The organism is Nodosilinea sp. E11 (assembly GCF_032813545.1).
In the GTDB taxonomy this organism is placed as follows: domain Bacteria; phylum Cyanobacteriota; class Cyanobacteriia; order Phormidesmidales; family Phormidesmidaceae; genus Nodosilinea.
On record NZ_CP136520.1, the window covers coordinates 4,023,373 to 4,046,783 of the forward strand.

Genomic DNA, 23,411 nt, shown 5'->3' on the forward strand with positions numbered 1-23,411 from the left:
CCTTAGAGCATCGCCAGTCGTGCCTTGAGAATGGCTGCCTGGGCCTCAGCCTCGGCCAGAGAATCGCGCGCCCCCTGTACCACTTCAGCCGGCGCTTTATCCACAAAGCCAGGGTTGCTCAGTCGCCCAGAGAGCGATTTGATTTCGCCCTCCACCTTGCCTAGGTCCTTCTCGACCTTGGCCCGTAGCGCATCGACATCGACCACGCCAGAGAGGGGAATCAGCACCTGCACCGTGCCGGTGACGCCAGCAAACAGCTTTTGAGGCGGCTCTGCAGGGGTCTCTACTGCGGTGTCTACCGTCGCACTGTGGTCACTGCTGCTGGGGGTAGGGGCGACCAGGGGGCTCTGGGGCTGGGTGGCTTCGACCGCTGAGCGATCGTGGCCAAAGATGTTGCGCCGCCAGGTTTGGTAGGTTTGGTTGAGCTGCTGGCGATCGCCTGCGGTGAGCAAATTCTGCCGCACAAAATTAACCGTTACCCACAGGCCGACCAGTTCCATCACCGTGCCAAAGATGGGCGTACTGTCAACCGCCGACACCAAGGCCTTGCCAAATTTGAGCAAAACCACCCCAGCAAAGACCCATAGCAGGGTGAACCCCGGACGGCGAAGGTTGGCAAAGAACAATCTGGAATAGTACAGGGGTTCTTCGAACAGGGGCAGCATGGTCAGCCAGAAGTCTTGCACCTCGGCCACCACGGGGTTGCTGCTGAGCTGGGCCAGGGAGCTGCCTGCACCTTGGGCTTCAGGGCTGTGGGCCTCGGGGCTGTGAGCCGTAGACACCGGCTGCTGGCCGCCCAAAATCACTAGGGTGTCGATTTTGCCCAGATCTTTGATGTAATCGGCGCTGGCTTGAAGAATGTGGCGCTCGTCGACGCTCTCGCTTTCTAGAATGGTCTCGATGCGCAGGCTGGGCTTAATGCCCGCCTCGGCCCGCAGATTGCGCACGGTGCGCACGGTGTTAAACACCAGCGTAAACTGGCGCTCTAGGGCATCGTCGATCAGGTCAGCTGCCACCTCGGGGTAGGGCTGCAAGGCCAAAAACTGATCGTCGCCCACCGGGTTGAGGGTGTGCCACAGCTCCTCGGTAATGTGGGGCATAAACGGATGTAGCAGCTTGAGAATGCCGTCGAGCACAAAGGCCAGGGTTTGCTGAGCGGCTGTAAATTTTGACGATCCCTCGCCCTGGAGGCGGGGCTTGACCAGCTCGATGTACCAGTCGCAAAAATCGCCCCACACAAACTCGTAGAGATCTTTGGCGGCTTCGCCCATGCCGTACTGGTCAAGGTTGTCGCGCACGCTCTTTACAACTCGGTTAAACCGCGACAAAATCCAGCGATCGGCTAGCTCTAGGCTAGCGACATCGGGCACGCCCAGATCAGCGGGCGATTGCCCGCCCAGGTTCATCATCACAAACCGGGAGGCGTTCCACAGCTTGTTTGTGAAGTTGCGGCTGGCTTCTACCGACACAGATTCATCGGTGGTGCGATCGTACTCTAGGCGAATGTCTTGGCCTGCCCCGGTGACTTCGCGAATTAGCGTATAGCGCAGAGCATCGGTGCCGTACTTATTGATCAGCACCAGGGGGTCGATGCCGTTATTGGCCGACTTCGACATTTTTTTGTTGTTTTCGTCGCGCACCAGCCCGTGGATATAGACCGTCTCAAAGGGCATGGTTTGGGTAAAGTGCCCCGCCATTAGGGTCATGCGGGCCACCCAGAAGAAAATGATGTCGAAGCCGGTGACCAGGGTGGTGGTGGGGTAGTAGGTTTGGAAGTCTTGCGCCGACTCGTCGGGCCAGCCCATGGTCGAAAAGGGCCACAGACCCGACGAAAACCAGGTGTCGAGTACGTCGGGGTCGCGCTCAAGCTCTACCCGTTCGCCAAAGCGATCGGCGGCCTTTTCCCTGGCCTCGGCTTCTGTCGCCGCCACCACAAAGGGGGTATCGTCGGTGATTTCGCCGTTGGTTTCGCTCACCGCGTACCAGGCGGGAATTTGGTGGCCCCACCACAGCTGGCGGGAAATGCACCAGTCTTTGAGGTTGACCAGCCAGTCGCGGTACACCTTGGTCCAGCGATCGGGCACGAATTTGGGCTCTTGGCGGTTGTCGAGATAGTCGAGCGCTTTGTCTGCCAAGGGCCGAATGTTCACAAACCACTGAGTGGAGAGCAGCGGCTCGACCGGAACCTTGCCGCGATCGCTGTAGGGCACCGTATGGTGGTAATCATCAATTTTGACGACGAAGCCTTCTACGTCTAGCCGTTTTACCACCAGTCGGCGAGCCTCAAACCGGTCTAGCCCATGGAATGGCCCCGCCTGCTCATTCATGGTGCCGTCTTTGTTCATGACGGTGATCATGGGCAGGTCGTGGCGCTGGCCCATGGCAAAGTCATTGGGGTCATGGGCCGGGGTGACCTTAACGCAGCCGGTGCCAAACTCCGCATCGACATACTCATCGGCAATCACTGGAATTTCGCGATTGACGATGGGCAGCATCAGGGTTTTACCCACCATGTCACGGTAGCGATCGTCGTTGGGGTTTACTGCTACTGCCGTGTCGCCCATCATAGTTTCAGGGCGGGTGGTGGCCACTTCTAAATAGCCCGAGCCGTCGGTGAAGGGGTAACGCAAGTGCCATAGATGGCCGTCTACTTCCCGCTGTTCTACTTCTAGGTCAGACACCGCCGACTGGCTGGCGGGGCACCAGTTGACCATGTAGTTGCCCCGGTAGATCAGCCCCTCGTCGTAGAGCTGGGTAAAGGCGGTAAGCACGGCATTGGATAGCCCCTCATCCATGGTGAAGCGCTCTCGCGACCAGTCTACCGAGACCCCCAGCTTGCGCAACTGGTTGACGATGGTGCCGCCCGACTCGGCCTTCCACTCCCAGGCGCGATCGAGATAGCGATCGCGCCCCAGATCTTCTTTACTGAGCCCCTCAGACTGCATCTGGCGGTCGAGAATAGCGGCCACGGCAATGCTGGCGTGGTCGGTGCCGGGTAGCCATAGGGTGTTGCGTCCGGCCATGCGCTGGTAGCGCACCAGGGTGTCGATCAGGGCATTCTCAAAGGCGTGGCCCATGTGCAGACTGCCGGTCACGTTCGGCGGCGGAATTACCACGCAGTAGGGCTCGCCCGGATGCTCGGGGTCGGCTTTAAAGACCTGGTTCTCTTCCCACTGGGCCTGCCATTTGGCCTCGGTTTGGGTAGGGTCGTACTGGGCAGAGAGGGCGGGAACGGTGGCCGTCATCACAAAACCTGGATCGCGGGACTATTGCATTAAAGACAGTGTACCTAGGGATTCTGCCATTTTGATCGGGGAGATGGGGGAGGGGTGGGGTTTGGGGTTTTTAGGTTTTGGGTTTTGGGTTTCAGGTTTAGGGTTTGGGGTTTGGGGTTAGCGCGAGCCTTTGACCTATTCCTGGGCTTTGGCGGTGCAGGTTGCGCTTAGATTTCATCGGCGAACTTCAGAATCTGCTGGTAGAGCGGGTTGCTAACGCGAAAACCAGCTTGCTCCACTAGGGCATCCATAATGCGTCTAACGCTGGGAATCAGCGATTGCTGCTTGGCGGCGATCGCAATACCAAAGACACCAATGGCCGGAATCTTTAGGGTTTGGGCGACTTGGCGACTCCGTCGTTCGTTGAGTAAAACGGCGTCGGCTCGAAGCTGAAAGGCCAGGGCCAGGGTGTGGGTTTCGCAGAGGTCAAGCTGTTTACCCTGCTGCAAAACGGTGGCGATCGCCGCCTCGGTGGGCGGTTGCACCTCAACCCAGTCAAAGGCAATCACCGCTTGAACTCGGCCACCTTTGGCCGTTGCCAGCTCCCGCGCCACCACCTCTGCAATGCCCACGGTGCCGTAGAGGGCTTCTAGCAGCCATAGATAGTCGATTAACGCCAGACTGCCCAGGGAAGAGGCATCACTCACAATCGTCATAGCCACCCCCGATCGCGCAGGTGTTGCATGTCATCGTCAAATTCTGCGGCATCGTAGTGCATGCAAATCCCGCGCTTGCCCAGTGTCTTTTGAAACTCCATCAGGGGTATAGCCGCGATCTGGCTGGCCATGCCCAGGGTGACCTGTTCTTGGGCAAACAGCGCGATCGCCATCTCCAGCCGCCAGTTCGCCTTAGAGAAAACCGGTGCCTGGCCGACACTGTCAGGAAGAGTCAAAATGATGGGCATAGTGAATCGCTACCGAAGGCTATCTCTATTGAACCCCACCCATCCCCCGTCCTAGATCTGTCCAGAGATATCCAAATCAGAAAAACGGCGACTGCCCTGCCAAAAGGATCGGTTATTGCGACTTACCGCGCGTCTCCCAGGGGGGTAGTCTAGGCCAGGTTAGCACTCTGGCATAGTGAGTGCTAAGTTTGTCTCTGGAGAGCTGAAAGACAGGACATGGCAAAAAGAATTTCCTTTGATGAGGCTTCGCGGCAGGCCCTTGAAAAAGGTGTCAACGCTTTAGCTGACGCCGTTAAAATTACCCTCGGTCCCAGGGGGCGCAACGTCGTCCTAGAGAAAAAGTACGGGGCACCGCAGATTGTCAACGACGGCATCACCATTGCTAAAGAGATCGATCTCGACGATCCCTTTGAAAACTTGGGTGCTCGCCTCATGCAAGAAGTGGCCTCCAAGACCAAAGACCTAGCGGGTGACGGTACTACCACCGCCACCGTACTGGCCCAGGCTATGGTCAAAGAAGGGCTCAAGAACGTGGCGGCGGGTACCAACCCCGTCAGCCTGCGGCGCGGCATTGAAAAAGCCGTCAATACCCTGGTCAGCGAAATCGCGGCGATCGCCAAGCCCGTCGAAGGCAACGCCACCATCGCCCAGGTCGCTACGGTCTCCGCAGGCAGCGACGAAGAAATTGGCAAGATGATTGCCGAGGCCATGGACAAAGTCACCAAAGATGGCGTCATCACGGTAGAAGAGTCTAAATCTCTCTATACCGAACTCGATGTGGTCGAAGGGATGCAGTTCGATCGCGGCTATATCTCTCCCTACTTTGTCACCGACCAAGAGCGCATGGTGACCGAACTCGACAATGCCCGCGTGCTGATCACCGACAAAAAGATTGGCTCTATCCAAGACCTGGTGTCGGTGCTAGAGCGGGTAGCTCGTGACGGTGCCCCCCTGCTGATCATCGCCGAAGACATTGAAGGCGAAGCTCTGGCTACCCTGGTGGTCAACAAGGCCCGTGGTGTGCTTAACGTAGCCGCCATCAAGGCTCCCAGCTTTGGCGATCGCCGCAAGGCCATGCTCCAAGACATCGCGGTGCTCACGGGCGGCCAGGTGATCTCTGAAGAAGTGGGCCTCAGCCTCGATACCGCTGACCTGTCCATGCTGGGCACCGCTACCAAGGCCACCATCACCAAAGACACCACCACCCTGGTGTCTGACGCGGGCAACAAAGCCGACATCGACAAGCGCATTGCTCAAATTCGCCAAGAGCTAGAGCGCACCGACTCCGACTACGACAAAGAGAAGCTCTCTGAGCGCCTAGCCAAGCTGGCCGGTGGCGTTGCCGTAATCAAAGTGGGAGCCGCCACCGAAACCGAGCTCAAAGATCGCAAGCTGCGCATCGAAGATGCCCTCAGCGCCACCAAGGCGGCGGTTGAAGAAGGCATTGTGCCCGGTGGTGGGGCAACCCTGCTGCACCTGGCCCATAAGCTCAACGACCTGAAGGCCTCCCTCAGCGACCCTGAGGTGATTGTTGGTGTCGATATCGTGCAGCGGGCCATCGAAGCTCCCCTCCGCCAAATCGCCGACAACTCTGGCCAACAGGGGTCTGTGGTGGTCGAAAAGGTCAAGGGGCTAGACTTCCCCATGGGCTACAACGCCCTCACCGGCACCTACGAAGACCTGATTCAAGCGGGTATTATCGACCCTGCCAAGGTGGTGCGATCGGCTCTGCAAGACGCGGCTTCCATCGCGGGCATGGTACTCACCACCGAAGTACTCGTGGCCGAAATTCCTGAGCCTCCGGCTCCCGCTGGCGACCCTGGCATGGGCGGCATGGGTGGCATGGGCGGCATGGGCGGCATGGGCGGTATGGGCGGCATGGGCGGCATGGGCATGATGTAAGCCCTCAGTTCTCCAAGCAAACCTTGATTTAGAGCTAAATTCAGCCATCCCCCTTAGGGGGATGGCTGTTTTGTTGACGGAGCTCTTGTCATCGTAAAAAACAACGGCATCCCTATTGCCATTTGGTATATATGTACTATAATTTGTTTCAGTAATCTCTCCTACGCTCTGCGCTGCCTCTGCCCGCCCTCTCGCTGGGTGGAACTGATCCGGAGGTTGTCTTTAGAGTTCTGTAGTGGTGAACCCCTGAGCCCAGATGGTCTGTGGCTGTAAGCTGTGCCAACTCCTCTTTCCGGTTCAAAAAGGGCGGCGTTGGCGGGGCAGATTGCTTCGCGTCAGGCGATCCCGCCCAGCAGAGTTGGGAGTCCCTTGATAATCCCGCACCGGTAGATAGCAAAAGGTCAACGCCATGGCTCCCCGTTCCCCATCCCCCTTTCCTGTCTCATCCCACTATCGATCGCACCAATCCCAGGCCCAGCCAGCCCAGCCCCAGTCGCGCGGTGTTCCCCAGGGCCAGGCCCAGCCAGTACCGGTACATCCGGAAGTCTATCCGCCCTCTTCGGGGGCAACGGTGTCCTACGGTGCTCCCCAAGCCAGGTCGCAGCAACGCCAGGTGCTAATGGCTGGGGGGGCGATCCTGGCGCTGGCGGCGCTGATCATGACCCCCAAACTCACCTCAACCCCAGTGCCAGAGGCGGCCCCTTTTACCTGCCTTCGGCAAGAACAGCCCCAAGCGCTGGTGTCCCGCGACCAGATTAAACGGCTGCTAGAGACCGAACCGCAAACGCCTAAAGCCACTGTGCTAGAGATTCTCAACCAGCCCTACTGTGTGCTGTCGGCGGGCCAAACCGAAGCGGGGCTACCTGCCGAGCGAGAGGCCTACCCCCTAGAATTTGACCCTCAAACCTGGCTGGTGGTGCTCTACGCCGGCGATCGCTACGTCGGGTATGACTTTCGCTTCCGCTAAGGCCGATCAGAATGCTTGGTCCGTTGCCGAAGTTCTTTGCTAGAGTGTCAGGGCAAATTGGCCCAGCCCCTAGGGTATTGCCTGCATGGTGTTGCAAAGTAAGCTGCTACAAAAGAAGCCTCCGCTGCTGTTGATCGTCGTCGCGGCGCTGCTATTTATTGGCGGCGTTTCCCTGGCCATCTGGGTCACCTCGCGCCGGGGTCATTTGGCGAGAACTTTGCCCCCTGGAGCCAACGCCATCCCTGCCGATGCGCTGATGGTGCTGGCCCTTAGCAGTGACGAGAGCCAGTGGCGGCGGCTGCGGCAGTTTGGCACCGAGACGACCCAGGCTCAGTTTGACCAGCTATTGGTCGAATGGCGCGATCGCCTGCTGAGCGACCAAGACCTTGACTTTGCCCGCGATATTCAACCCTGGGTGGGGCCAGAAATCACTCTGGCTGTGCTGCCAGAAACCGGGGCGGCTCCCGATCTGCCTGCCTCTCTCCCCTCGCCAGAATTGGCCTTTGACTCAAACCTGGTGATCGTGGTGCCGATCGCCGATGTCAACCGCGCCCAGACGTCTCTGGGCAGCCGGTTGGGAGAGGCCGAGCGGGCCGAAGCCGACCCCTACCGAGGCATAGTTCTACAACAGATCGCCAGTGACGGCGATACCCCCCTCTACGGAGCTGTGCTCAGTGCCGAAACAGCGGTGCTGAGCCCTCAGCTGCCGCTGCTGAAGCGTGCGATCGATGCCTATCGGGGGCAAGACTCCCTAGTCGATCGCCCTGGCATTGGTCGGGCCTTTGAGCAACTGACGGAGACTCGGTCTCTGGTGCGGTTTTATGTAGATGTGCCCGCCCTGGCCCAGACGGTGGCCCAGGCCGCTGATCCCCCCATTGCGCCTAACCGGCTGCGGGCCTTTCAGGCTCCGAGGGGCCTGGTGGGGGCGATCGCTGTCAAAAATCGTGGGGTGGCCCTACAAGGGGTGAGTTGGCTCGACCCTGGGGGGCAGGCCTTTGCTACGGGCAACCGAGCTGACCAAATGCCCCAGCGCCTGCCCACCACTGCCCTGGCGGTAATGTCGGGGGGAGACTTTCAGCAATTTTGGGAAGATTTTGAGGCCGGAGAACAGTTCTCAGCCCTGTTGCCCCTGCGGGCCGAAGACCTGAATCAGGGTTTGCAATCGGCTACCGGCCTCAGCCTAGACGAAAACTTTTTGCCCTGGATGGCGGGGGAATTTGCCCTTGGGGTGTTGACCCCGCCTGAGCTGGCTGGGGCTGACGACGCCCCGCCGCTGCCGAACCCTGCCCTGGTACTGATGGTGAAAACCAGCGATCGCGAGGCCGCTACCGCCACCTTTGCCCAACTCGACGCGGTGATGGAGAGTCGCTATCGCTTCACGATCGATACCACCGAACTCGGTGATGTGCCCGTCACTCGCTGGACGGCTCCCTTTGACTCTCTAGAGATGGCCCACGGCTGGCTCCAGGGCGACATCGCTTTTTTTACCGTCGGCACCGGGGTGGCCGATCTGGTGGCTCCATCCCCAGGTCGGACGCTAGGTGAAAATGCTTTGTTTCAGACCACGACTGGCGACGCGCCCCGACCCAACAACGGCCATTTCTTCCTCAATTTAGCGGCCATGACCGAGGTAGAGAACAACTTGCTGCTGCCGCCGCTGCCCCAAGCTGGGTTGCTGAGTGCTGAGGCGATTGAGGCGATCGGGGTGACCGCTACCGTGCTGGGCGATCGCCAGGTGCGCTACGACATCACCGTTGCGCTGAAACGGGGTGGCCGGCCCGGTCCCTTGCCTGGCGGAGCCTCGACCCAGCCTGCCCCAGCTCCTGAAGATAACGCTGCCGAAGATAACCCGACGGAGCCAAACTTGCCTGAAGACAGTGCCCCAGCCACCGATCCTCCGTCTGAGGCTCAGTGAGCCAACCCACCGGGTTCATTCAGTCCGCAAAAGTCGGTAGGATAGAACAGACTCCTCGTGGCTACCGAACCAATGGATTTAATTGCGCTCCAGGGCTGGCTCGACAACGCATCCTTTGCAGTGCTGTTTGCGGCAATGCTGCTCTACTGGTGCGGAGTGGCGTTTCCTCGGGCTACCCTGCTGCCATCCCTAGGGACTGGGGCGATGGCGGTGGGCAATCTCACCATTGCCGCCCTGCTGGGGGCTCGGTGGATCGAGGGGGGCTATTTCCCGATGAGCAATCTCTATGAGTCGCTGTTTGCTCTGGCCTGGGGTATTACCGCCATGCACCTGGTGGCCGAGCGCATGAGCCGCAGTACCCTCGTTGGCGCAGTCACCGCCCCCGTGGCCATGGCCATTGCAGCCTTTGCCACCCTGACTCTGCCCGGTACCATGCAGGGGTCTGAGCCTCTGGTGCCCGCCCTCAAGTCAAACTGGCTGATGATGCATGTCAGCGTTATGCTGCTGAGCTACGCGGCGCTGCTGGTGGGGTCGCTGCTGGCGATCGCCTTTCTTGTGGTTACCCGAGGCCAAGCGGTCGAGCTCAGAGGTAGCTCCGTGGGCACGGGCGGATTTCGCAACATTAAACTACACCGGGCAGAGCACGAGGCGCTGGCAGCTGCAGAGTCATCTGCTCCTCAAACGGTGAGCCCTGGGGGGGCAGCCGTCCTCGAAAAACCGGCTGCGGTCAAACTCTCGCCCCAGCGGCTCACCCTGATCGATACCCTCGACAACATTAGCTACCGCATGATCGGTCTGGGCTTTCCGCTGCTGACCATTGGCATCATTGCTGGAGCAGTGTGGGCCAACGAGGCCTGGGGTTCCTACTGGAGCTGGGACCCCAAAGAGACTTGGGCGTTGATTACCTGGCTGGTGTTTGCCGCCTATCTACACGCCCGCATCACTAAGGGGTGGCAGGGGCGACGACCCGCGATTCTCGCTGCCACTGGATTTGTGGTGGTGTGGGTGTGCTACCTGGGGGTCAATATTTTGGGTAAGGGGCTACACAGCTACGGCTGGTTTTTTTAGGGCCGCAGCGGACATCCAGAAGCCCTAAGAACGTTTGAACATTCAAACGTTTTTAAGGGAGATGTCTTAACCAGGCTGACCACAGCTATACCTAGCCCATGCAACTGGGGCTGTCAGAATGCTACAACAACCCAGGGGCAAAGTGGTGTTCTACTTGCCCTCTGGTACTGTTGCGATCGCTCTGTTCTATGGCTAGACCCACCTTCCTACTCACCCATCGCTCTAGTTGCCCCAGGCTGCGGGGAGTGGTGCGATCGCTCCTAGCCTTGCTGCTAGGGGTGCTGTTGGCCTTAGGTAGCGGTGGCCTCGCGCCAGCGATGGCCCAAATTGCTAACCCCTTTAACCCTGGCAATACCTCCCTCCCTCCAGCGGGGGTGCAGCGTATCGGCCTGCTTGAGGTCACCTCTCTTTTTCTCGATGGTAGGCCCCTGTTCAACATTGCCTCGCCGGCGGTATTTAACCGCAACGAAGCCGGTGCCGATGTGCCGGTAGAGGTGCGGGCCCGACAAATCGAAACCAACCTCAACCAGGTCGTCAACCGCACGGTAGACATCATTAATGCCGATCAAACGATCGACAGTGCTTCCCTAGAAGTCACCATTGAAATTATTGGTGGCCAGCCGGTGCTGTTTGCGCGGGGCGCGGGCCTGTTAGAACCTCGGGTGCTGCTGACCATTACCGACACCGATGCTCAGTACAGCGGCTTATCTCAAACCGACTTAGCCGATCGCTGGCAGGTTATTCTGCGCGACAATCTTCGTCAGGCAGTGAACGGTCGCCTTCCCGAGGCTCGCCAGCGGCAAATTCGTAGAACCCTAGCCATTTTGTTCGCCAGCCTTGTGCTGAGCCTGCTCTTGGCTAGCATCTGGCGGTTTCTCGGCTGGCGCAAGAGCAGCCTGGAGCAAAAGCAAACCGCCCAGGACGGTCTGCCCCCCACCCCAGACAACATGCCGCCTCAGCAGCAGCTCCTGCATGTGTTTCGCTACCAAATTACCCTAGCTCAGCGGCTTCAGGTAGTGGCCTTCTTGCGCTGGCTGATGTTTTGGGGCATCGCCTTTGTTTGGATCACCGGCATCGCCAGTGCACTCTATATTTTTCCTCAGACCCGAGGCTATGCCTTTAGGCTATTTTCGATTCCGGTGCTGCTGCTGTTGACCTGGTTTTTTACTGGGTTACTCAATCGGTTGGCCAACCTAGGCATTGAGCAGATTGCCCGGGCTTGGAACAAAAATGAGCTGGGCAACCTCGACGATATTCAGCGCAAGTCAATGCGTGTCTCTACGATTACCGGTGCACTTAAGGGGCTAAAGACGACCATTATCTATGCTGTGGCTACCCTGCTGGTGCTGCAAACACTCCAGGTTGCCCCAGCTTCCCTGCTGGCCTTTGGGGCGGTGGCGGCCCTGGCCATTTCCTTTGCGGCCCAAAGCCTGGTCAAAGACTTGGTCAACGGGTTTTTAATCTTGCTCGAAGACCAGTACGCCATTGGCGATCTGGTTACCACCGGCACCACCACCGGCATTGTCGAGAATCTCAACCTGCGCATTACCCAAATTCGAGGGGAAGATGGTCGGCTGGTTACCCTACCCAACAGCCTAATTGCCCAGGTCGAAAACCTCAGCCGCAATTGGTCGCGGGCCAACCTCAAAATTGATGTCGCCTACGGCACCAACGTAGATGAAGCTCTGTGGGTGGCGCACGAAACGGCCCATATCATGGCCAGCGACCCTGAGTGGAGCTATGCCATTCTCAATCCGGTAGAGATGTTGGGGGTAGAGGCTATGACCCATGCAGGCCTGACCATTTTGATCTGGATTCGTACCCGGCCTCTAAAGCAATTTTTGGTGGCCCGTGAATATCGCCGCCGCCTGCGGCTTGCCTTTGACAAGGCGGGCATTGCCATTGGGGTGCCCCAGCAGATCTTTAGAGAACTGGGCCAGGGCCTAGAACCCGAGAGCCATAGCGATGGAGCCGACCATCGGGCAGCAAAAAACGGGGCCGTTGAACCCCGTTAGAGCTTTGATCGTGAAAGGCGTAAGGGCCAGGCTGTAGCGGCGATCGCGGTTGGTTGGTTAAACGCCGCTTAGATCTCGACTTTGGCCCACCGCTGCCAGCAGGTCTACTTCAGCTTCTGTTTGATAAAGGCCAACATCTTGCCGAGTTGCCCCTTGAGCTGAGCGACTTCGCCCTGAAGCTGTTTTACCTGAGCCTGAAGCGCTTGGAATTCGGCGGCGCTGACCTCACCGCCGCCAGCGGCTGGAGCACCAGCGGCGGCTGGGGCAGTAACCGGGGTACGGCGGGGCTTGCGAGCTTTGACCATCGCCGCTTTAATCGCTTCGATCAGTTCTTTTTGCTCAAAGGGCTTTTGAATAAACTCGAAGTATTCAAACGGCTCGGTAATTTTTTCGGTGACTTCTTCTTTGCGGCCTGACATCAGCACTAGGGGAATGTGCTGGAGGTCTGGGTTCGCCTGAATTTCCTGAAACACTTCCCACCCGCTCATCCGGGGCAGCAGGAAGTCAAGCATGATCAAATTGGGGCGCTGGCTGCGAATGGCATCCATGCCTTCTACACCATCTTGGGCCTCAATGACTTCGAAGTTGCCCTGGGGCAGCATGTCGCGGACGCGTATGCGAATCACCCGGCTATCATCGATGACCAAAATCCTATGATTTGTCACTGTTGACTCCTCTCACGGTGTCGAAGGGCTTTGTAGACGTGAAAACAAGTATAGTTCAGGTCGTTGGAAAGTCCCGGTTGGGGCTGAATATATCAGCTCAGCGGGGCCTGGCTGGGCGAAAGGGCTCGCTTCACCTGGTTTCAAACCACTTTCAGCATTCCCTGATCGCTACTTAAACTTGCAGACCCTGCTTAAACAGAAGCTTACCTAAGATCTGGCGAGATGGCTTAGGTTTTTGCTGTTGTGGTGGGTGCTAGCAGCAGGTGGGCCGCCTGCTTGACCTGGTCGAAGGGGCTAGGGCTAGGGGCTAGGGCTGCCAGGCGCACAATGCAGCGGTGGGGAAAGAGATCGGCGGGTAGATCTAGCCCCGCCTGGTAGCGGTTGTGGACGATGTAGTGCTGGGCAATGCCGCGATCGCTGAGGGTCTGGTTGAGCCGACTGGCTTCGGCCAAAATCGCTGACTGGTTTTGTACCACGCCAATAAACTCCGTGTGCTGGGGATCTTGGAGTTTGGCTTGGGCGGCCAACACCCGCTGACGCAGGGTGCGCAGGCGACCCATAAACTCGACGCGGCCCACCACGTCTTTGTACTTAATCCACAGCTTGAAAATCCAGCCCAGCCAATCGCCTAGGGCGGTGGGCATTTCGAGAAACCGCAGCAGATGACCGGTGGGGGCAGTATCGAGCACGATCAGCTGCTGTTCGTTGCGCTCTAGCAGATCCATGACGGTGATCAGCGAAAGCATTTCATCGATGCCGGGCAGGGCCTGGGCCACAATCTGCCGCCAGGCGTCGGGGCCGTAGAGCATTTGGATGCCGTCGGCTACGTCGCTGTCGCCCGCCATCATGTCGGCCAACTCCCACAGGTAATCGGTGCGAAACTGGTCGAGCACCATGTCGGCGCTGACTTCCTGGGCCTGGAGGTTGGGCCGCAGCAGGGTGGGCTCGTGGCCGAGGGGCTGGCCAAAGGCGTCGCCCAGGGAGTGGGCCGGATCGATGGACATGACCCGCAGGTTGGTTTCTGGATGGCGTTCGGCCAGGCCCCAGCCCAGGGCTGCCGACACGGTGGTTTTGCCCACGCCGCCTTTGCCGCCCACCACAATCAGCCGCCGTCCTGCCGCGACCAGGTCTTCGATGCCCGGTGGAATAGGGGTGGGCCACTGGTGAACCGAGGCTGTGTCGTCAGCCGTTGCTTCCCCCAAGGTTGCTAAGTTGAGCGGTTTGACCTGGGGCATCAGGGCATCGAGGGCGGCGGTACCCACGGGTTCGCTCGGCTGAACGGGCACCCCTAGCACCGGTTGCCCCTGGGCGATCGCCTTAAACTCGGCCAGCACCCGGTGTTGGCTCTCGAGCCCGTGGGTACCGTCCTGAAGTATGCGGTTGATCACCAGGCCACCGAGGGGAACGCCCAAACGACCGAGAGCCGTGATAAAGCGATCGCTCTCGGCTAAGCTCATCGGTTCAGGAATACCTACCACCCAGCAGACGGTGCGATCGCGGTCTTGCATTAGCCCCCGGCCTTGCTCTAGGTCGTGGCGCATGTCGGCAATAAAGGCATCGGCCTCGTCGGGGGTGTAGCGGCCCGCCAGAGTTTCGGTCAGGGTGCGGTGCTTTTGCTGAAACTGGCCCAGGGACTCCAGCAGGGTATCCATGAAATCCATTAGGGCGAACAGGCTGAGGGTGTGGCCACTGGGGGCCATATCGACCACCACACGGTCGGCCTCGCGATCGCGCAAAATCCGCTGAATCTCTAGCAGCGCCATTAGCTCGTCAAGACCGGGCCAGCCCATATCCCACACGGGGCTGAGGTCGTCGCCCGCCACAAAACTACCCCGTTCGACCAGTAGCTCTAATACAGTGCCGTAGTCGGTGCGAAACTGCTCTAGCAGGGCCACCGCATCTAGGGCACGCACCTGGAGGTTAGGCAGGTCGGCTAGGGGCGTAGGGGTATTGTCAACCGCCAGCAGCAGCACATCCCCTAGAGAGTGGGCCGGGTCAGTGGAGAGCAGCAGCACAGTTTCATTGGGGTGCTGCTGGGCCAGCTGCCGGGCAAAGCCGCAGGAGAGGGTAGTCTTGCCCACGCCGCCCTTGCCGCTAAACATGATCAGTTGTTGGGTCGCAGATGCCAGCATAGATTAACCCTGGACGGTGCTCTTAGTTAGGGTGCCCACTATGGCGGGAGAACGCCAGTGCAACTACGAAACTTAATTGCTCACCCATCCACCCATCGACTACCGCACCGGATTCTCTGGCCCTCGCCCGCGATAGGTATCGATGAAGGTAGCAGCGGCCTCAGGCTCAAATTCTGGCAGGCGCAGTTTGTGGTTCCAGGCGGTGAGCACTACTTCTTCGCCCAGGCCGGGGCGGGGCACCACCACCAGGCCATCCCAGTAGCCAGAAAATTCGCTGGCCCAGGCGGTGAGGGTGTCCATGGCCACTTGGCCAGGCTGGTCAACGTAGATAACGATGTTGCCATGCTCGATGGAATGTACCAGTTCCTCTAGGCGCTGCTCTTGGCTATAGACGCCGGGCAGCACGGGGTTGGGGTCGTGGGGGCCGGAGGTGGGGAAGTCGGTGTCGTAGTTGACGGGCTGACCGGGAGCAACGTGAACCTGGCCCTGGTCGGGAAAGGTTTGAATGTTGGTCATCGCTGCTTCGCCGATGGTGGTGTTGGGCTCAAAGGCCACCGACTGGGGCCGGTTGCGGTACCACAGTCCGCCAATCAGGGCCGTCATCAGCACGGCAATACCCACTGGCCCCAATAGCAACGACAGGGGGTTGGGGGAATCTCCCCGGCGACGGCGCTTGGTGCGGCTGGATTGGGTCATGGTCTCGGATGAGCTAGGGAACTGCAACGAAAGCTTAACAATTGTCTTTAAACAGTGTAGCAATGCAACTTCAGGGACCGGGTGTCTGGCTCTTGTCTCGGTTGTCGCTGCACCTTACTTCAGGCACCCGATCCCAAGTCCCATGGTTCAGCGGCTTTACTTTACAGTTGGCTAGAGGGTTTAGAATAAAGATAGAAAATTTTAGGAAAGTGGGCGATGGCGATCGCAACAGCACTCAAAATCGGCGATGTGGCTAAGCAAACGGGGGTGGCCGTGGGGGCGCTACGCTACTACGAAAGCCTCGGTCTGTTGAATTCTGAACGGGGCGACAATGGCTATCGCTATTACTCACCTGAGGCGGTGCATCAGGTGCAGTTCATTAAGAAGGCCCAAGCCCTGGGCTTCTCCCTAGAAGACATCGGGGACGTGCTCACCGTTCACCAACGGGGCGATGTGCCCTGCGAGTTTGTGCAGTCGCTGCTGCAAGACAAGATTCAGCAGTTGGAACTCCAGATTCAGCAGATGATGGCGTTTAAGGCCGATCTGGAGCAATACCGCGATCGCTGGGCCGAATCGCAGCCTCGTCCCCAGCCAGGGGATATTTGCCCGCTGATCGAAACCGTATCGCTGACGGCTTAGCTGGAAATTTGCCGGGTGCTCAATCGGCCAAAGCCTGTGAGCTAGAATGGGACACTAGATTAATTTTCAATGGGCATCTCGACGATTTAGAGATGCGATCGCCCAGCATTTACTAGCGATTTAGGCGCAGCATTTTGCCATGGAAAGGATTGTAGTCGGGCTCTCCGGCGGCGTAGATAGTTCGGTAGCGGCAGCCACCCTGCACCAGCAGGGCTACGATGTCGTTGGCCTTACCCTGTGGCTGATGAAAGGCAAGGGCCAGTGCTGCTCTGAGGGCATGGTGGATGCGGCTAAACTTTGCGAAGACCTGGGCATTCCTTACCACGTGGTCGATAGCCGCGAGGTGTTTGAGCGCGAAATTATTAATTACTTAGTCGAAGGCTACGGCAGCGGTATTACGCCCCTGCCCTGCTCCCAGTGCAACCGGGCGGTGAAATTTGGGCCGATGTTGCAGTATGCCCGAGAAGAATTGGGCGCAGGTCGCATTGCCACGGGCCACTATGCCCGCATCACCCAAAACCCAGAAACAGGCCGCTACGAGCTGCGCCGCGCCGTAGACCCGGCTAAAGATCAGTCCTATTTTCTCTACGACCTGACCCAAGACTTGTTGGCTAACTGCGACTTTCCCCTCGGTCACCAAACCAAGACTGAAACCCGTCGCATCGCCGCTGAACTGGGGCTACACACCGCTGCCAAGCCCGATAGCCAAGACCTGTGTTTGATCGAGCACCACGGCTCGATGCAGACCTTTTTGGATAAATATCTGGCCCCTAAGCCCGGCGACATTGTTGACACCGAGGGCCGCATTCTCGGTCAGCACAACGGCATTCATCACTACACCATTGGTCAGCGCAAGGGGTTGGGCATTGCCGCCGCCAACCCGCTCTACGTGGTGGGCTTTGACATGGGCAAAAACCACGTAATTGTGGCCGATCGCAGCGATGCCCATCTGCCCGACTGCACTGTGCAGCGGGTGAATTGGGTGTCGATCGCCGCCCCCCAAGAGCCCATGCCAGTATCGGTGCAAATTCGCTACCGTAGTGAGGCGGTGGCGGCAACGCTGGTGCCCCTGGGTGAAGGCAGCGAGCGAGTTCGCATTGTGTTTGACGAGCCGCAGTTTGGCGTTACCCCTGGCCAGGCCGCCGTTTGGTACGACGGCGACCGGGTGCTAGGCGGCGGGCTGATCGAGGTGGCGGTTGTCCCTGAGGTGGCGGCAACCGCCTCTGACGCTCATGTTTTAAGTCATTAAGCGATCGCCATGGCAGACATCACCAAAGACCAGCAGCATCCGCAGTACAAAACCGATCGCCAGGTGGTGAGCCAGCTGCTGGCGGGGGAAGCCACCGACTACAATCTAGTCGAGCTGGCCCGGCTGATGATTCGCTACGACGGGTTTCCCGGTGCCCGCGACATTCAAACCGACTTGAAAAAAGCCCTCAGCCGCTGGCAGCTTACCGAAAGCGAGCTGTTTGACAGAACTCGCGCTATTCACCAGCAGGGCGAGGTCTATAAAGGGCTGGGCCGAGGTCGCGAAGACTGGAGCTAAGGCTATACTAGCCAGCTATGAGTAGTCTTAAGCCTAACCGGGGGGCGATCGCGGCGGGGCACCCCCTCACTGCCGAGGCTGGGGCCGAGATGCTGCGCCAGGGGGGCAATGCCTTTGATGCTGCGATCGCCGCTGCCTTTACCGCCTGCGTGGCCGAGAGTGCCCTCACCTCTCTGGCCGGAGGGGGCTTTTTGCTGGCTCACCAGGCGACCGGCGAAAATTGCCTGTTCGACTTCTTTTGCCAAACGCCTCGGTCGAAAGCCCACGGGCGATCGCTCGACTTTTACCCCATCCACGCCAACTTTGGCGACACCGTGCAGGAGTTTCACATTGGCCTGGGGTCGATGGCGGTGCCGGGGGCGATCGCCGGATTGCTCCATGTCCATCAGCGGCTCGGTCGCCTGCCGCTGGAGCACATTGTCGCCCCGGCCCAGCACTGGGCCACCCAGGGTATTGAGATCGACGCGTTTCGCGCCAGCAGCTTTCAAATTTTGGCTCCCATTCTCACCGCTACCGCTGCCGCCCGAGCGATCTATGCGCCGGAGGGATCGCTGCTGACTACGGGCGATCGCCTCTACCTCCCCGACTTTGCAGATTTTCTCACGCAGGTGGTGCGTCACGGAGCCGACCTGCTCTATACCGGCGACCTCGCCCATCAGCTGGCCCAAGCTTGCCAAACCCAGGGGGGCTACCTGAGCCTAGAGGATTTAAAGACCTACCAAGTCATTGAGCGCCAACCCCTGGCGGTGCCCTACGGCAGCGCCACGCTGCTGACCAACCCACCCCCCAGCTCGGGCGGTACGCTGATTGCCTTTGCCCTGCACCTGCTGGCCCAGACCAATCCTGCGCTCACCGCCCACAGCAGCCCCCGCCATGTCGCCCTGCTGCGCGAAGTGATGAGTCTGACCAACCTGGCCCGCCAGCGGGGCTATGACGATCACCTCTACCGATCTGACATTGCCGCCGAATTTCTCAGCGCCCCCCACCTGGCTCCCTACTTAGGGCAGCTCCAAGGGGTGCTTAGCGGGGGCAGCAGTAAGTGGGGCAGCACCACCCACATCAGCGTTGTCGATGCCGAGGGCAATGCCGCCAGCGTCACCACCTCCAGTGGCGAAGGATCGGCCTACGTGATCCCGGGCACCGGCATCATGATGAACAATATGCTGGGCGAAGAAGACCTCAACCCCCAGGGCTTTCACCAATGGCCGACCAACCAGCGCATGTCGAGCATGATGGCTCCGACGGTGGTACTCAAAGACGGCAAGCCCTGTCTGGTGCTGGGCTCGGGCGGGTCTAATCGCATTCGTACCGCCATTTTGCAGGTGGTGTCGAACGTACTCGACTTTGATATGGCGATCGAAGCCGCCGTCCATGCCCCTCGTCTGCACTGGGAGCGGGGAGCGCTGCACCTAGAACCTGGCTTTGACCAGCTAGCGATCGAGTCCCAGGGCATTCCTGGCGAGGATCTGTGCACCTGGTGGCAGGCCCCCAGCATGTTTTTTGGCGGTGTCCATGCCGTGGCGGTTGGGCCGGATGGCGCTTTCTCGGGAGTGGGGGATGGGCGGCGGAGTGGGGCTTGGGTGGTGGTGGATGGGTAGGGGAGTGGGGGAGTGGATGGGAGATGGGTAGATGGGTGGGTGGGTAGATGGGTGGATGGGTAGATGGGTGGGATGCCGGCCTTCTGGGCTGGGCTGGTTCACAATAGAGACAGTTGTATTCCTCATTTCTACCTATGGCCCCTACGGCACCGCCTAAAGTGCAGCCCTCAGCAAAGTCCACGGCACTTTGGGCGGCTGCGATCGCCCAGCCCGCTGCCGAATTTGCCGCTACGCCGCTGGCGGTGTTAGCCGGGCAACTGCCCGTCGATCTGCGCGGCACCCTCTACCGCAATGGCCCGGCTCGGCTAGAGCGCGGTGGTACCCGAGTGGGGCACTGGTTTGATGGCGATGGGGCGGTGCTGCGGGTGCAGTTTGACGGCAACACTGCTGTAGCCAACTATCGCTACGTGCGCTCCGCTGGGTTTGTGGACGAAGAAGACTCTGGACAGTGTCTCTATCGAGGCTATGGCACCCTGCCGCCCGTTTCTATCTGGCAGCGCTGGCAAACTCAAATTAAGAATGTCGCCAATACCTCGGTGTTGGCCCTGCCTGATCGCCTGCTGGCGCTGTGGGAGGGCGGTCTGCCCCACCGGTTAGATCTAGAGACTCTAGAAACTCTGGGGCTAGATGACCTAGGCGGGCTTAAGCCCAGCGACACGTTTACGGCTCACCCTAAGCGCCACCCGCGCACGGGCAAAATCTTCAGCTTTGGCACCATACCGGGGGGCAACGCTACCCTCCAGCTCTACCGCCTCAGCGCTGCCGGGGCCGTGGAGAAAACCAGCACTATTCCCCTCAGCGGCATTCCTCTACTGCACGACTTTGTGCTGGCCGATCGCTACCTGGTGTTTTGCGTGTCGCCTGTGCGCCTCAGCCCGCTGCCCGCTCTGTTTGGTCTGTCGAGCTTTAGCGATGCGCTCCAGTGGCAGCCTCAGCAGGGCACCCAGATCATTGTGGTCGATGCTGAGACGCTGGAGCCGATCGCCCTTGGCGATGCCGACCCCTGGTTCCAGTGGCACTTTGGCCACAGCTATCTCGATTTTGATGGCTCGGTGGTGTTCGACGTGGTGCGCTACCCCGACTTAGCTACCAACCAGTTTCTGAAAGAAGTGGCCTCTGGCCAGATCACCACTCCTGCCGATGCCCAGCTCTGGCAGTACCGCATTGACCCCAAAACTGCCAAAATTCTCGATCAGCAGTGTTTGATCGACCGCCACTGCGAATTTCCCACGACGATTGGCCAAGACGAGACGGCGGTTACCTATCTCAACGTGCATCGCACCGAGCTAACGCCGGCGGGAGAGCTATTTGGCGCGATCGCCCGTTTCGACCCCATAACTGGCCTCGCCGTCGCCGCTGCCGGCGAGGGCTGCTACCCCTCCGAACCGATTCCGGTTGCAAATCCCGCTAACCCTCAGCAGTCCTGGGTGCTCACCGTCGTCTACGACGGCCACCACCACCGTAGCGAGGTGTGGGTATACCAAGGTGAACAGCTAGAGGCCGGGCCGATCTGTCGGCTAGAGCTGCCAGAGGTGGTGCCGCCGAGTTTCCATGGCACCTGGGTAGCCGCTTAGCGCCTACCGCACCACCTGGCGCATGTAGTTGCCCCACACGGCGGCGGCCTGACCGCTGCTGCCTCGGGTGGCACTGTTGTCGTCATTCCCGAGCCAAACGCCCGTAGTCAGGTTGCGGCCAGGCACATAGCCGATAAACCAAAGATCGCGGTTGTCGTCGGTGGTGCCGGTTTTACCCGCTTCGCCCAGGCCTAAAAAGGCGCTGCGGCCCGTGCCGCCCTGCACTACACCCTGGAGCAGACCATTCAACGTACTGGCAATACCAGGATCGATCGCCTGGCGATTGGCATCGCCCGCCTGGCCAAACTCGTAGATCACTCGGCAGGTGTTGATATCGGCGGGGTCGGCGCAGTCGCTGCTGTCGAGCACCCGCAAAATGCCGTGGGGGCGGTTCCACACCCCGTTGTTGGCCACGGCGGCAAAGGACCCGGTGATCTCCAGGGGCGTGACCTCGCTTTGGCCCAGGGTGAGACCGGGGGAGGATACTAGCCGCGACTCGATGCCCATCCGCTGGGCCACATCGATCACGTTGCTCAGCCCGGCTTCCTGGGCAAGGCGTAGGGCCACCACGTTCTCAGAGCGGGCCATACCAGCGTACATATCGAGGGAGCCCGAGCCTGAGCGACAGCCCGCAAACCGCTGTCCGTTCCAGGTCATGGGGGTACAGGCGAAGGCCCGTCCGGGGGGAATGCCCTGCTCTAGGGCGGCTCCGAAGGCAAATAGCTTGAAGGTGGAGCCGGGCTGGCGCAGTGCTTGAGAGGCACGGTTAAACTGGCTTTCACCAAAGTTTACGCCGCCTACCAGAGCGCGAATTGCACCGCTGGTACTGTCGAGGGTAACGACGGCCCCCTGGGAGTAACCCAGCGTCGCACCCTGGGTGGCGACATCCTGGCTCAGGGCCGATTCAGCGGCACTTTGCAGATTGAGGTCGATGCTGGTCTGTACGTAGAAGTTGCCTTCGCGGGCTAGAGAACTGCCGAGCACCTGGTCTAGTTCTTCAAAGACGTAGCTGTAGAAGTAGGGGGCACGGGTGCTCTGGAGCTGCCGGGTGGCGTCGGGGCTGATCTCAATGCGCGATCGCCGCGCCCGCCGCGCTTCTTCCTGGGTGACCATGCCCAGGCTGACCATGCGATCGAGGACGCGATCGCGGTAGGACACTGCGGCATCGTAGTTTTGTACCGGGTTAAAGGCGTTGGGGCCGGGCAAAATGCCCACCAGCGTCGCCGCTTCCGAGAGGGTGAGGTCGCGGGCGGGCTTAGCAAAGTAAAACTGGGCCGCATCCTCAAAGCCGTAGAGGTTTTCGCCCAGGTAGACCCGGTTGAGATAGGTGAGCAGCAGGTGGTTTTTACTGTAGAACGTCTCTAGCTTGAGGGCCGTAATGGCCTCACGCACCTTGCGGCTGGCCGAGTCGTCGGTGCCGGTGTACTCGCGATAGACGCTGCGGGCCAGCTGCTGGGTAATGGTGCTGCCCCCCTGGCGAATGGTGCCCCCTTGCAGGTTAATCAGCGAGGCTCGCAAAATACCGATGGGGTCAACCCCCAGGTGCCAGTAGTAGCGGGTGTCTTCTGAGGCAATTAGGGCATTGGGCAGGTAGGGCGAAAAGTCGCTCATGCGTCGCAGCTCTTGGTGCGACTGGCTGCGCTGTTCGCGCAGCGGAATGGTAGCGCCATTTTCTTCGCCAAAAACGACCACTGGCCCCTGCACAGAGTCGGGCAGAGGCCGCATCGGAATTTTGGGCCATTCTACGCCCACAATCCACGCGCCTACGGCCAGAGATAACCCGGTAAACCCGTAGAGGGTGTAGCGGGCGGTTTTGACGTACCAGGGGGGCGGCTCGTTAAAGCGTAGGGTAACGGCATCTTCCAGCTCGGGGGGGCCAAGGGTGTAAACGTCGCCGTGATTCATCACCGCTTGGGTAAGCCGCTTTTTGCCCCGGTAAATGCCGTTGGTCGAGTTGCGATCCTTCATGACGAAGGGCTGGCTGGGGCGGTGGGTATCGCGGGTGAGGGTGGCGTGCACCTGGCTGACGATGGGGCTGGGGGCCACAATGTCGCACTGGGACGTGCTGCGCCCCATAATATAGTGTTCGCCCAGCAGCGGGTATGTGGTGGGCTTGCCGTTGACGGTTACCTCAAGCTCGGCAGCGCGGGCACCGGGCTTGACGGCCAGCTTGCCAAAGTCGACCTTGGCTTGCACGGCATGAAGCGCCTGGGTAACGGTTTTGAGCAGGGTGCGAGGCTGGGGAGGGTTTGGGGGCGTCATAGCTAACAGTAGTAGGCCCAACCGAAATACTGCCTTATTGTAGTCATAAGCTCTGCGATCGCTATGGTAAGTAGACCACTTTTTAAAGATGACTCGGGCTCGGGGGCAGAAATAGAGGAGCTTGGTGGCGGGTTTTGGGTTTCAGGTTTCGAGTTTCGGCATCCCCTCCTAGTATGGGCGGGGTTGGGTTATCTGGTTTTTGGGTTTGCTTGGTCAGGGAATGGCCGGTTGTACCGCTTGGAGAGGGCTGGTG

Annotated in this window: 17 protein-coding genes; 10 read left to right on the top strand and 7 right to left on the bottom strand. The window is 59.7% G+C overall.

Translation table 11 applies throughout. The annotated features are described in order from the left end of the window. Nucleotides 1-2: 2 nt before the first annotated feature. The 3 genes from RRF56_RS19990 to RRF56_RS20000 all read right to left on the bottom strand — a co-directional run bounded on the left by RRF56_RS19990 (nucleotide 3) and on the right by RRF56_RS20000 (nucleotide 4,179). Nucleotides 3-3,245, bottom strand: a complete 3,243-nt coding sequence (locus RRF56_RS19990) for a valine--tRNA ligase (RefSeq protein WP_317034915.1) — start codon at nucleotides 3,243-3,245, stop codon at nucleotides 3-5. A 197-nt stretch (nucleotides 3,246-3,442) separates the two neighbouring features. Continuing rightward, entirely contained in the window at nucleotides 3,443-3,931 is a 489-nt protein-coding gene (locus RRF56_RS19995; RefSeq protein ID WP_317034916.1) for a DUF3368 domain-containing protein, read from the bottom strand. After that, nucleotides 3,928-4,179: a UPF0175 family protein gene (locus RRF56_RS20000; RefSeq protein ID WP_317034917.1), complete on the bottom strand. Its 252-nt coding sequence runs from the start codon at nucleotides 4,177-4,179 to the stop codon at nucleotides 3,928-3,930. Before RRF56_RS20000 ends, RRF56_RS19995 begins: the two co-directional genes overlap by 4 nt. Nucleotides 4,180-4,395: 216 nt before the next feature. Here RRF56_RS20000 and groL point away from each other — a divergent pair, with 216 nt between their 5' ends. The 5 genes from groL to RRF56_RS20025 all read left to right on the top strand — a co-directional run bounded on the left by groL (nucleotide 4,396) and on the right by RRF56_RS20025 (nucleotide 12,046). Continuing rightward, the gene (groL, locus tag RRF56_RS20005) at nucleotides 4,396-6,081 is read left to right on the top strand and encodes a chaperonin GroEL (RefSeq protein WP_317034918.1); all 1,686 of its coding nucleotides are present in this window, start codon (nucleotides 4,396-4,398) and stop codon (nucleotides 6,079-6,081) included. Between the two features lie 409 nt (nucleotides 6,082-6,490). Continuing rightward, complete coding sequence (locus RRF56_RS20010) at nucleotides 6,491-7,048, top strand: hypothetical protein (RefSeq protein WP_317034919.1); 558 nt, start codon at nucleotides 6,491-6,493, stop codon at nucleotides 7,046-7,048. Between the two features lie 85 nt (nucleotides 7,049-7,133). Beyond that, on the top strand, nucleotides 7,134-8,963 hold the full coding sequence (locus tag RRF56_RS20015) for a DUF3352 domain-containing protein (RefSeq protein ID WP_317034920.1): 1,830 nt from the start codon (nucleotides 7,134-7,136) through the stop codon (nucleotides 8,961-8,963). Nucleotides 8,964-9,035: 72 nt separating this feature from the next. After that, entirely contained in the window at nucleotides 9,036-10,031 is a 996-nt protein-coding gene (ccsB, locus tag RRF56_RS20020) for a c-type cytochrome biogenesis protein CcsB (RefSeq protein ID WP_410510648.1), read from the top strand. Nucleotides 10,032-10,219: 188 nt separating this feature from the next. Continuing rightward, nucleotides 10,220-12,046 carry a mechanosensitive ion channel family protein gene (locus RRF56_RS20025; RefSeq protein ID WP_317034922.1) on the top strand — a complete coding sequence of 609 codons (1,827 nt, stop codon included), beginning with the start codon at nucleotides 10,220-10,222 and terminating at the stop codon, nucleotides 12,044-12,046. 104 nt (nucleotides 12,047-12,150) lie between these two features. On the opposite strand, the gene RRF56_RS20030 is transcribed toward RRF56_RS20025, so the two are convergent. The 3 genes from RRF56_RS20030 to RRF56_RS20040 all read right to left on the bottom strand — a co-directional run bounded on the left by RRF56_RS20030 (nucleotide 12,151) and on the right by RRF56_RS20040 (nucleotide 15,539). After that, complete coding sequence (locus RRF56_RS20030; RefSeq protein ID WP_317034923.1) at nucleotides 12,151-12,711, bottom strand: response regulator; 561 nt, start codon at nucleotides 12,709-12,711, stop codon at nucleotides 12,151-12,153. A 227-nt stretch (nucleotides 12,712-12,938) separates the two neighbouring features. Continuing rightward, the gene (locus RRF56_RS20035; protein ID WP_317034924.1) at nucleotides 12,939-14,843 is read right to left on the bottom strand and encodes an ArsA family ATPase; all 1,905 of its coding nucleotides are present in this window, start codon (nucleotides 14,841-14,843) and stop codon (nucleotides 12,939-12,941) included. A gap of 99 nt (nucleotides 14,844-14,942) precedes the next feature. Then, on the bottom strand, nucleotides 14,943-15,539 hold the full coding sequence (locus RRF56_RS20040; protein ID WP_317034925.1) for a DUF3105 domain-containing protein: 597 nt from the start codon (nucleotides 15,537-15,539) through the stop codon (nucleotides 14,943-14,945). 216 nt (nucleotides 15,540-15,755) lie between these two features. Here RRF56_RS20040 and RRF56_RS20045 point away from each other — a divergent pair, with 216 nt between their 5' ends. The 5 genes from RRF56_RS20045 to RRF56_RS20065 all read left to right on the top strand — a co-directional run bounded on the left by RRF56_RS20045 (nucleotide 15,756) and on the right by RRF56_RS20065 (nucleotide 20,896). Next, nucleotides 15,756-16,178, top strand: a complete 423-nt coding sequence (locus RRF56_RS20045; protein ID WP_317034926.1) for a MerR family transcriptional regulator — start codon at nucleotides 15,756-15,758, stop codon at nucleotides 16,176-16,178. Between the two features lie 139 nt (nucleotides 16,179-16,317). Next, entirely contained in the window at nucleotides 16,318-17,427 is a 1,110-nt protein-coding gene (gene mnmA / locus RRF56_RS20050; protein ID WP_317034927.1) for a tRNA 2-thiouridine(34) synthase MnmA, read from the top strand. A gap of 9 nt (nucleotides 17,428-17,436) precedes the next feature. Then, a complete protein-coding gene (locus RRF56_RS20055) occupies nucleotides 17,437-17,724 on the top strand; it encodes a DUF3288 family protein (RefSeq protein ID WP_317034928.1) in 288 nt (95 codons plus the stop codon). A gap of 17 nt (nucleotides 17,725-17,741) precedes the next feature. Then, nucleotides 17,742-19,322 (top strand): gamma-glutamyltransferase, encoded by a 1,581-nt coding sequence (gene ggt / locus RRF56_RS20060; RefSeq protein WP_317034929.1) that lies wholly within the window; start codon nucleotides 17,742-17,744, stop codon nucleotides 19,320-19,322. A 134-nt stretch (nucleotides 19,323-19,456) separates the two neighbouring features. Next, nucleotides 19,457-20,896: a carotenoid oxygenase family protein gene (locus RRF56_RS20065; protein ID WP_317034930.1), complete on the top strand. Its 1,440-nt coding sequence runs from the start codon at nucleotides 19,457-19,459 to the stop codon at nucleotides 20,894-20,896. Between the two features lie 3 nt (nucleotides 20,897-20,899). Here RRF56_RS20065 and RRF56_RS20070 read toward each other — a convergent pair whose 3' ends face one another. Beyond that, nucleotides 20,900-23,158 carry a transglycosylase domain-containing protein gene (locus RRF56_RS20070; protein ID WP_317034931.1) on the bottom strand — a complete coding sequence of 753 codons (2,259 nt, stop codon included), beginning with the start codon at nucleotides 23,156-23,158 and terminating at the stop codon, nucleotides 20,900-20,902. Nucleotides 23,159-23,411: the final 253 nt, after the last annotated feature.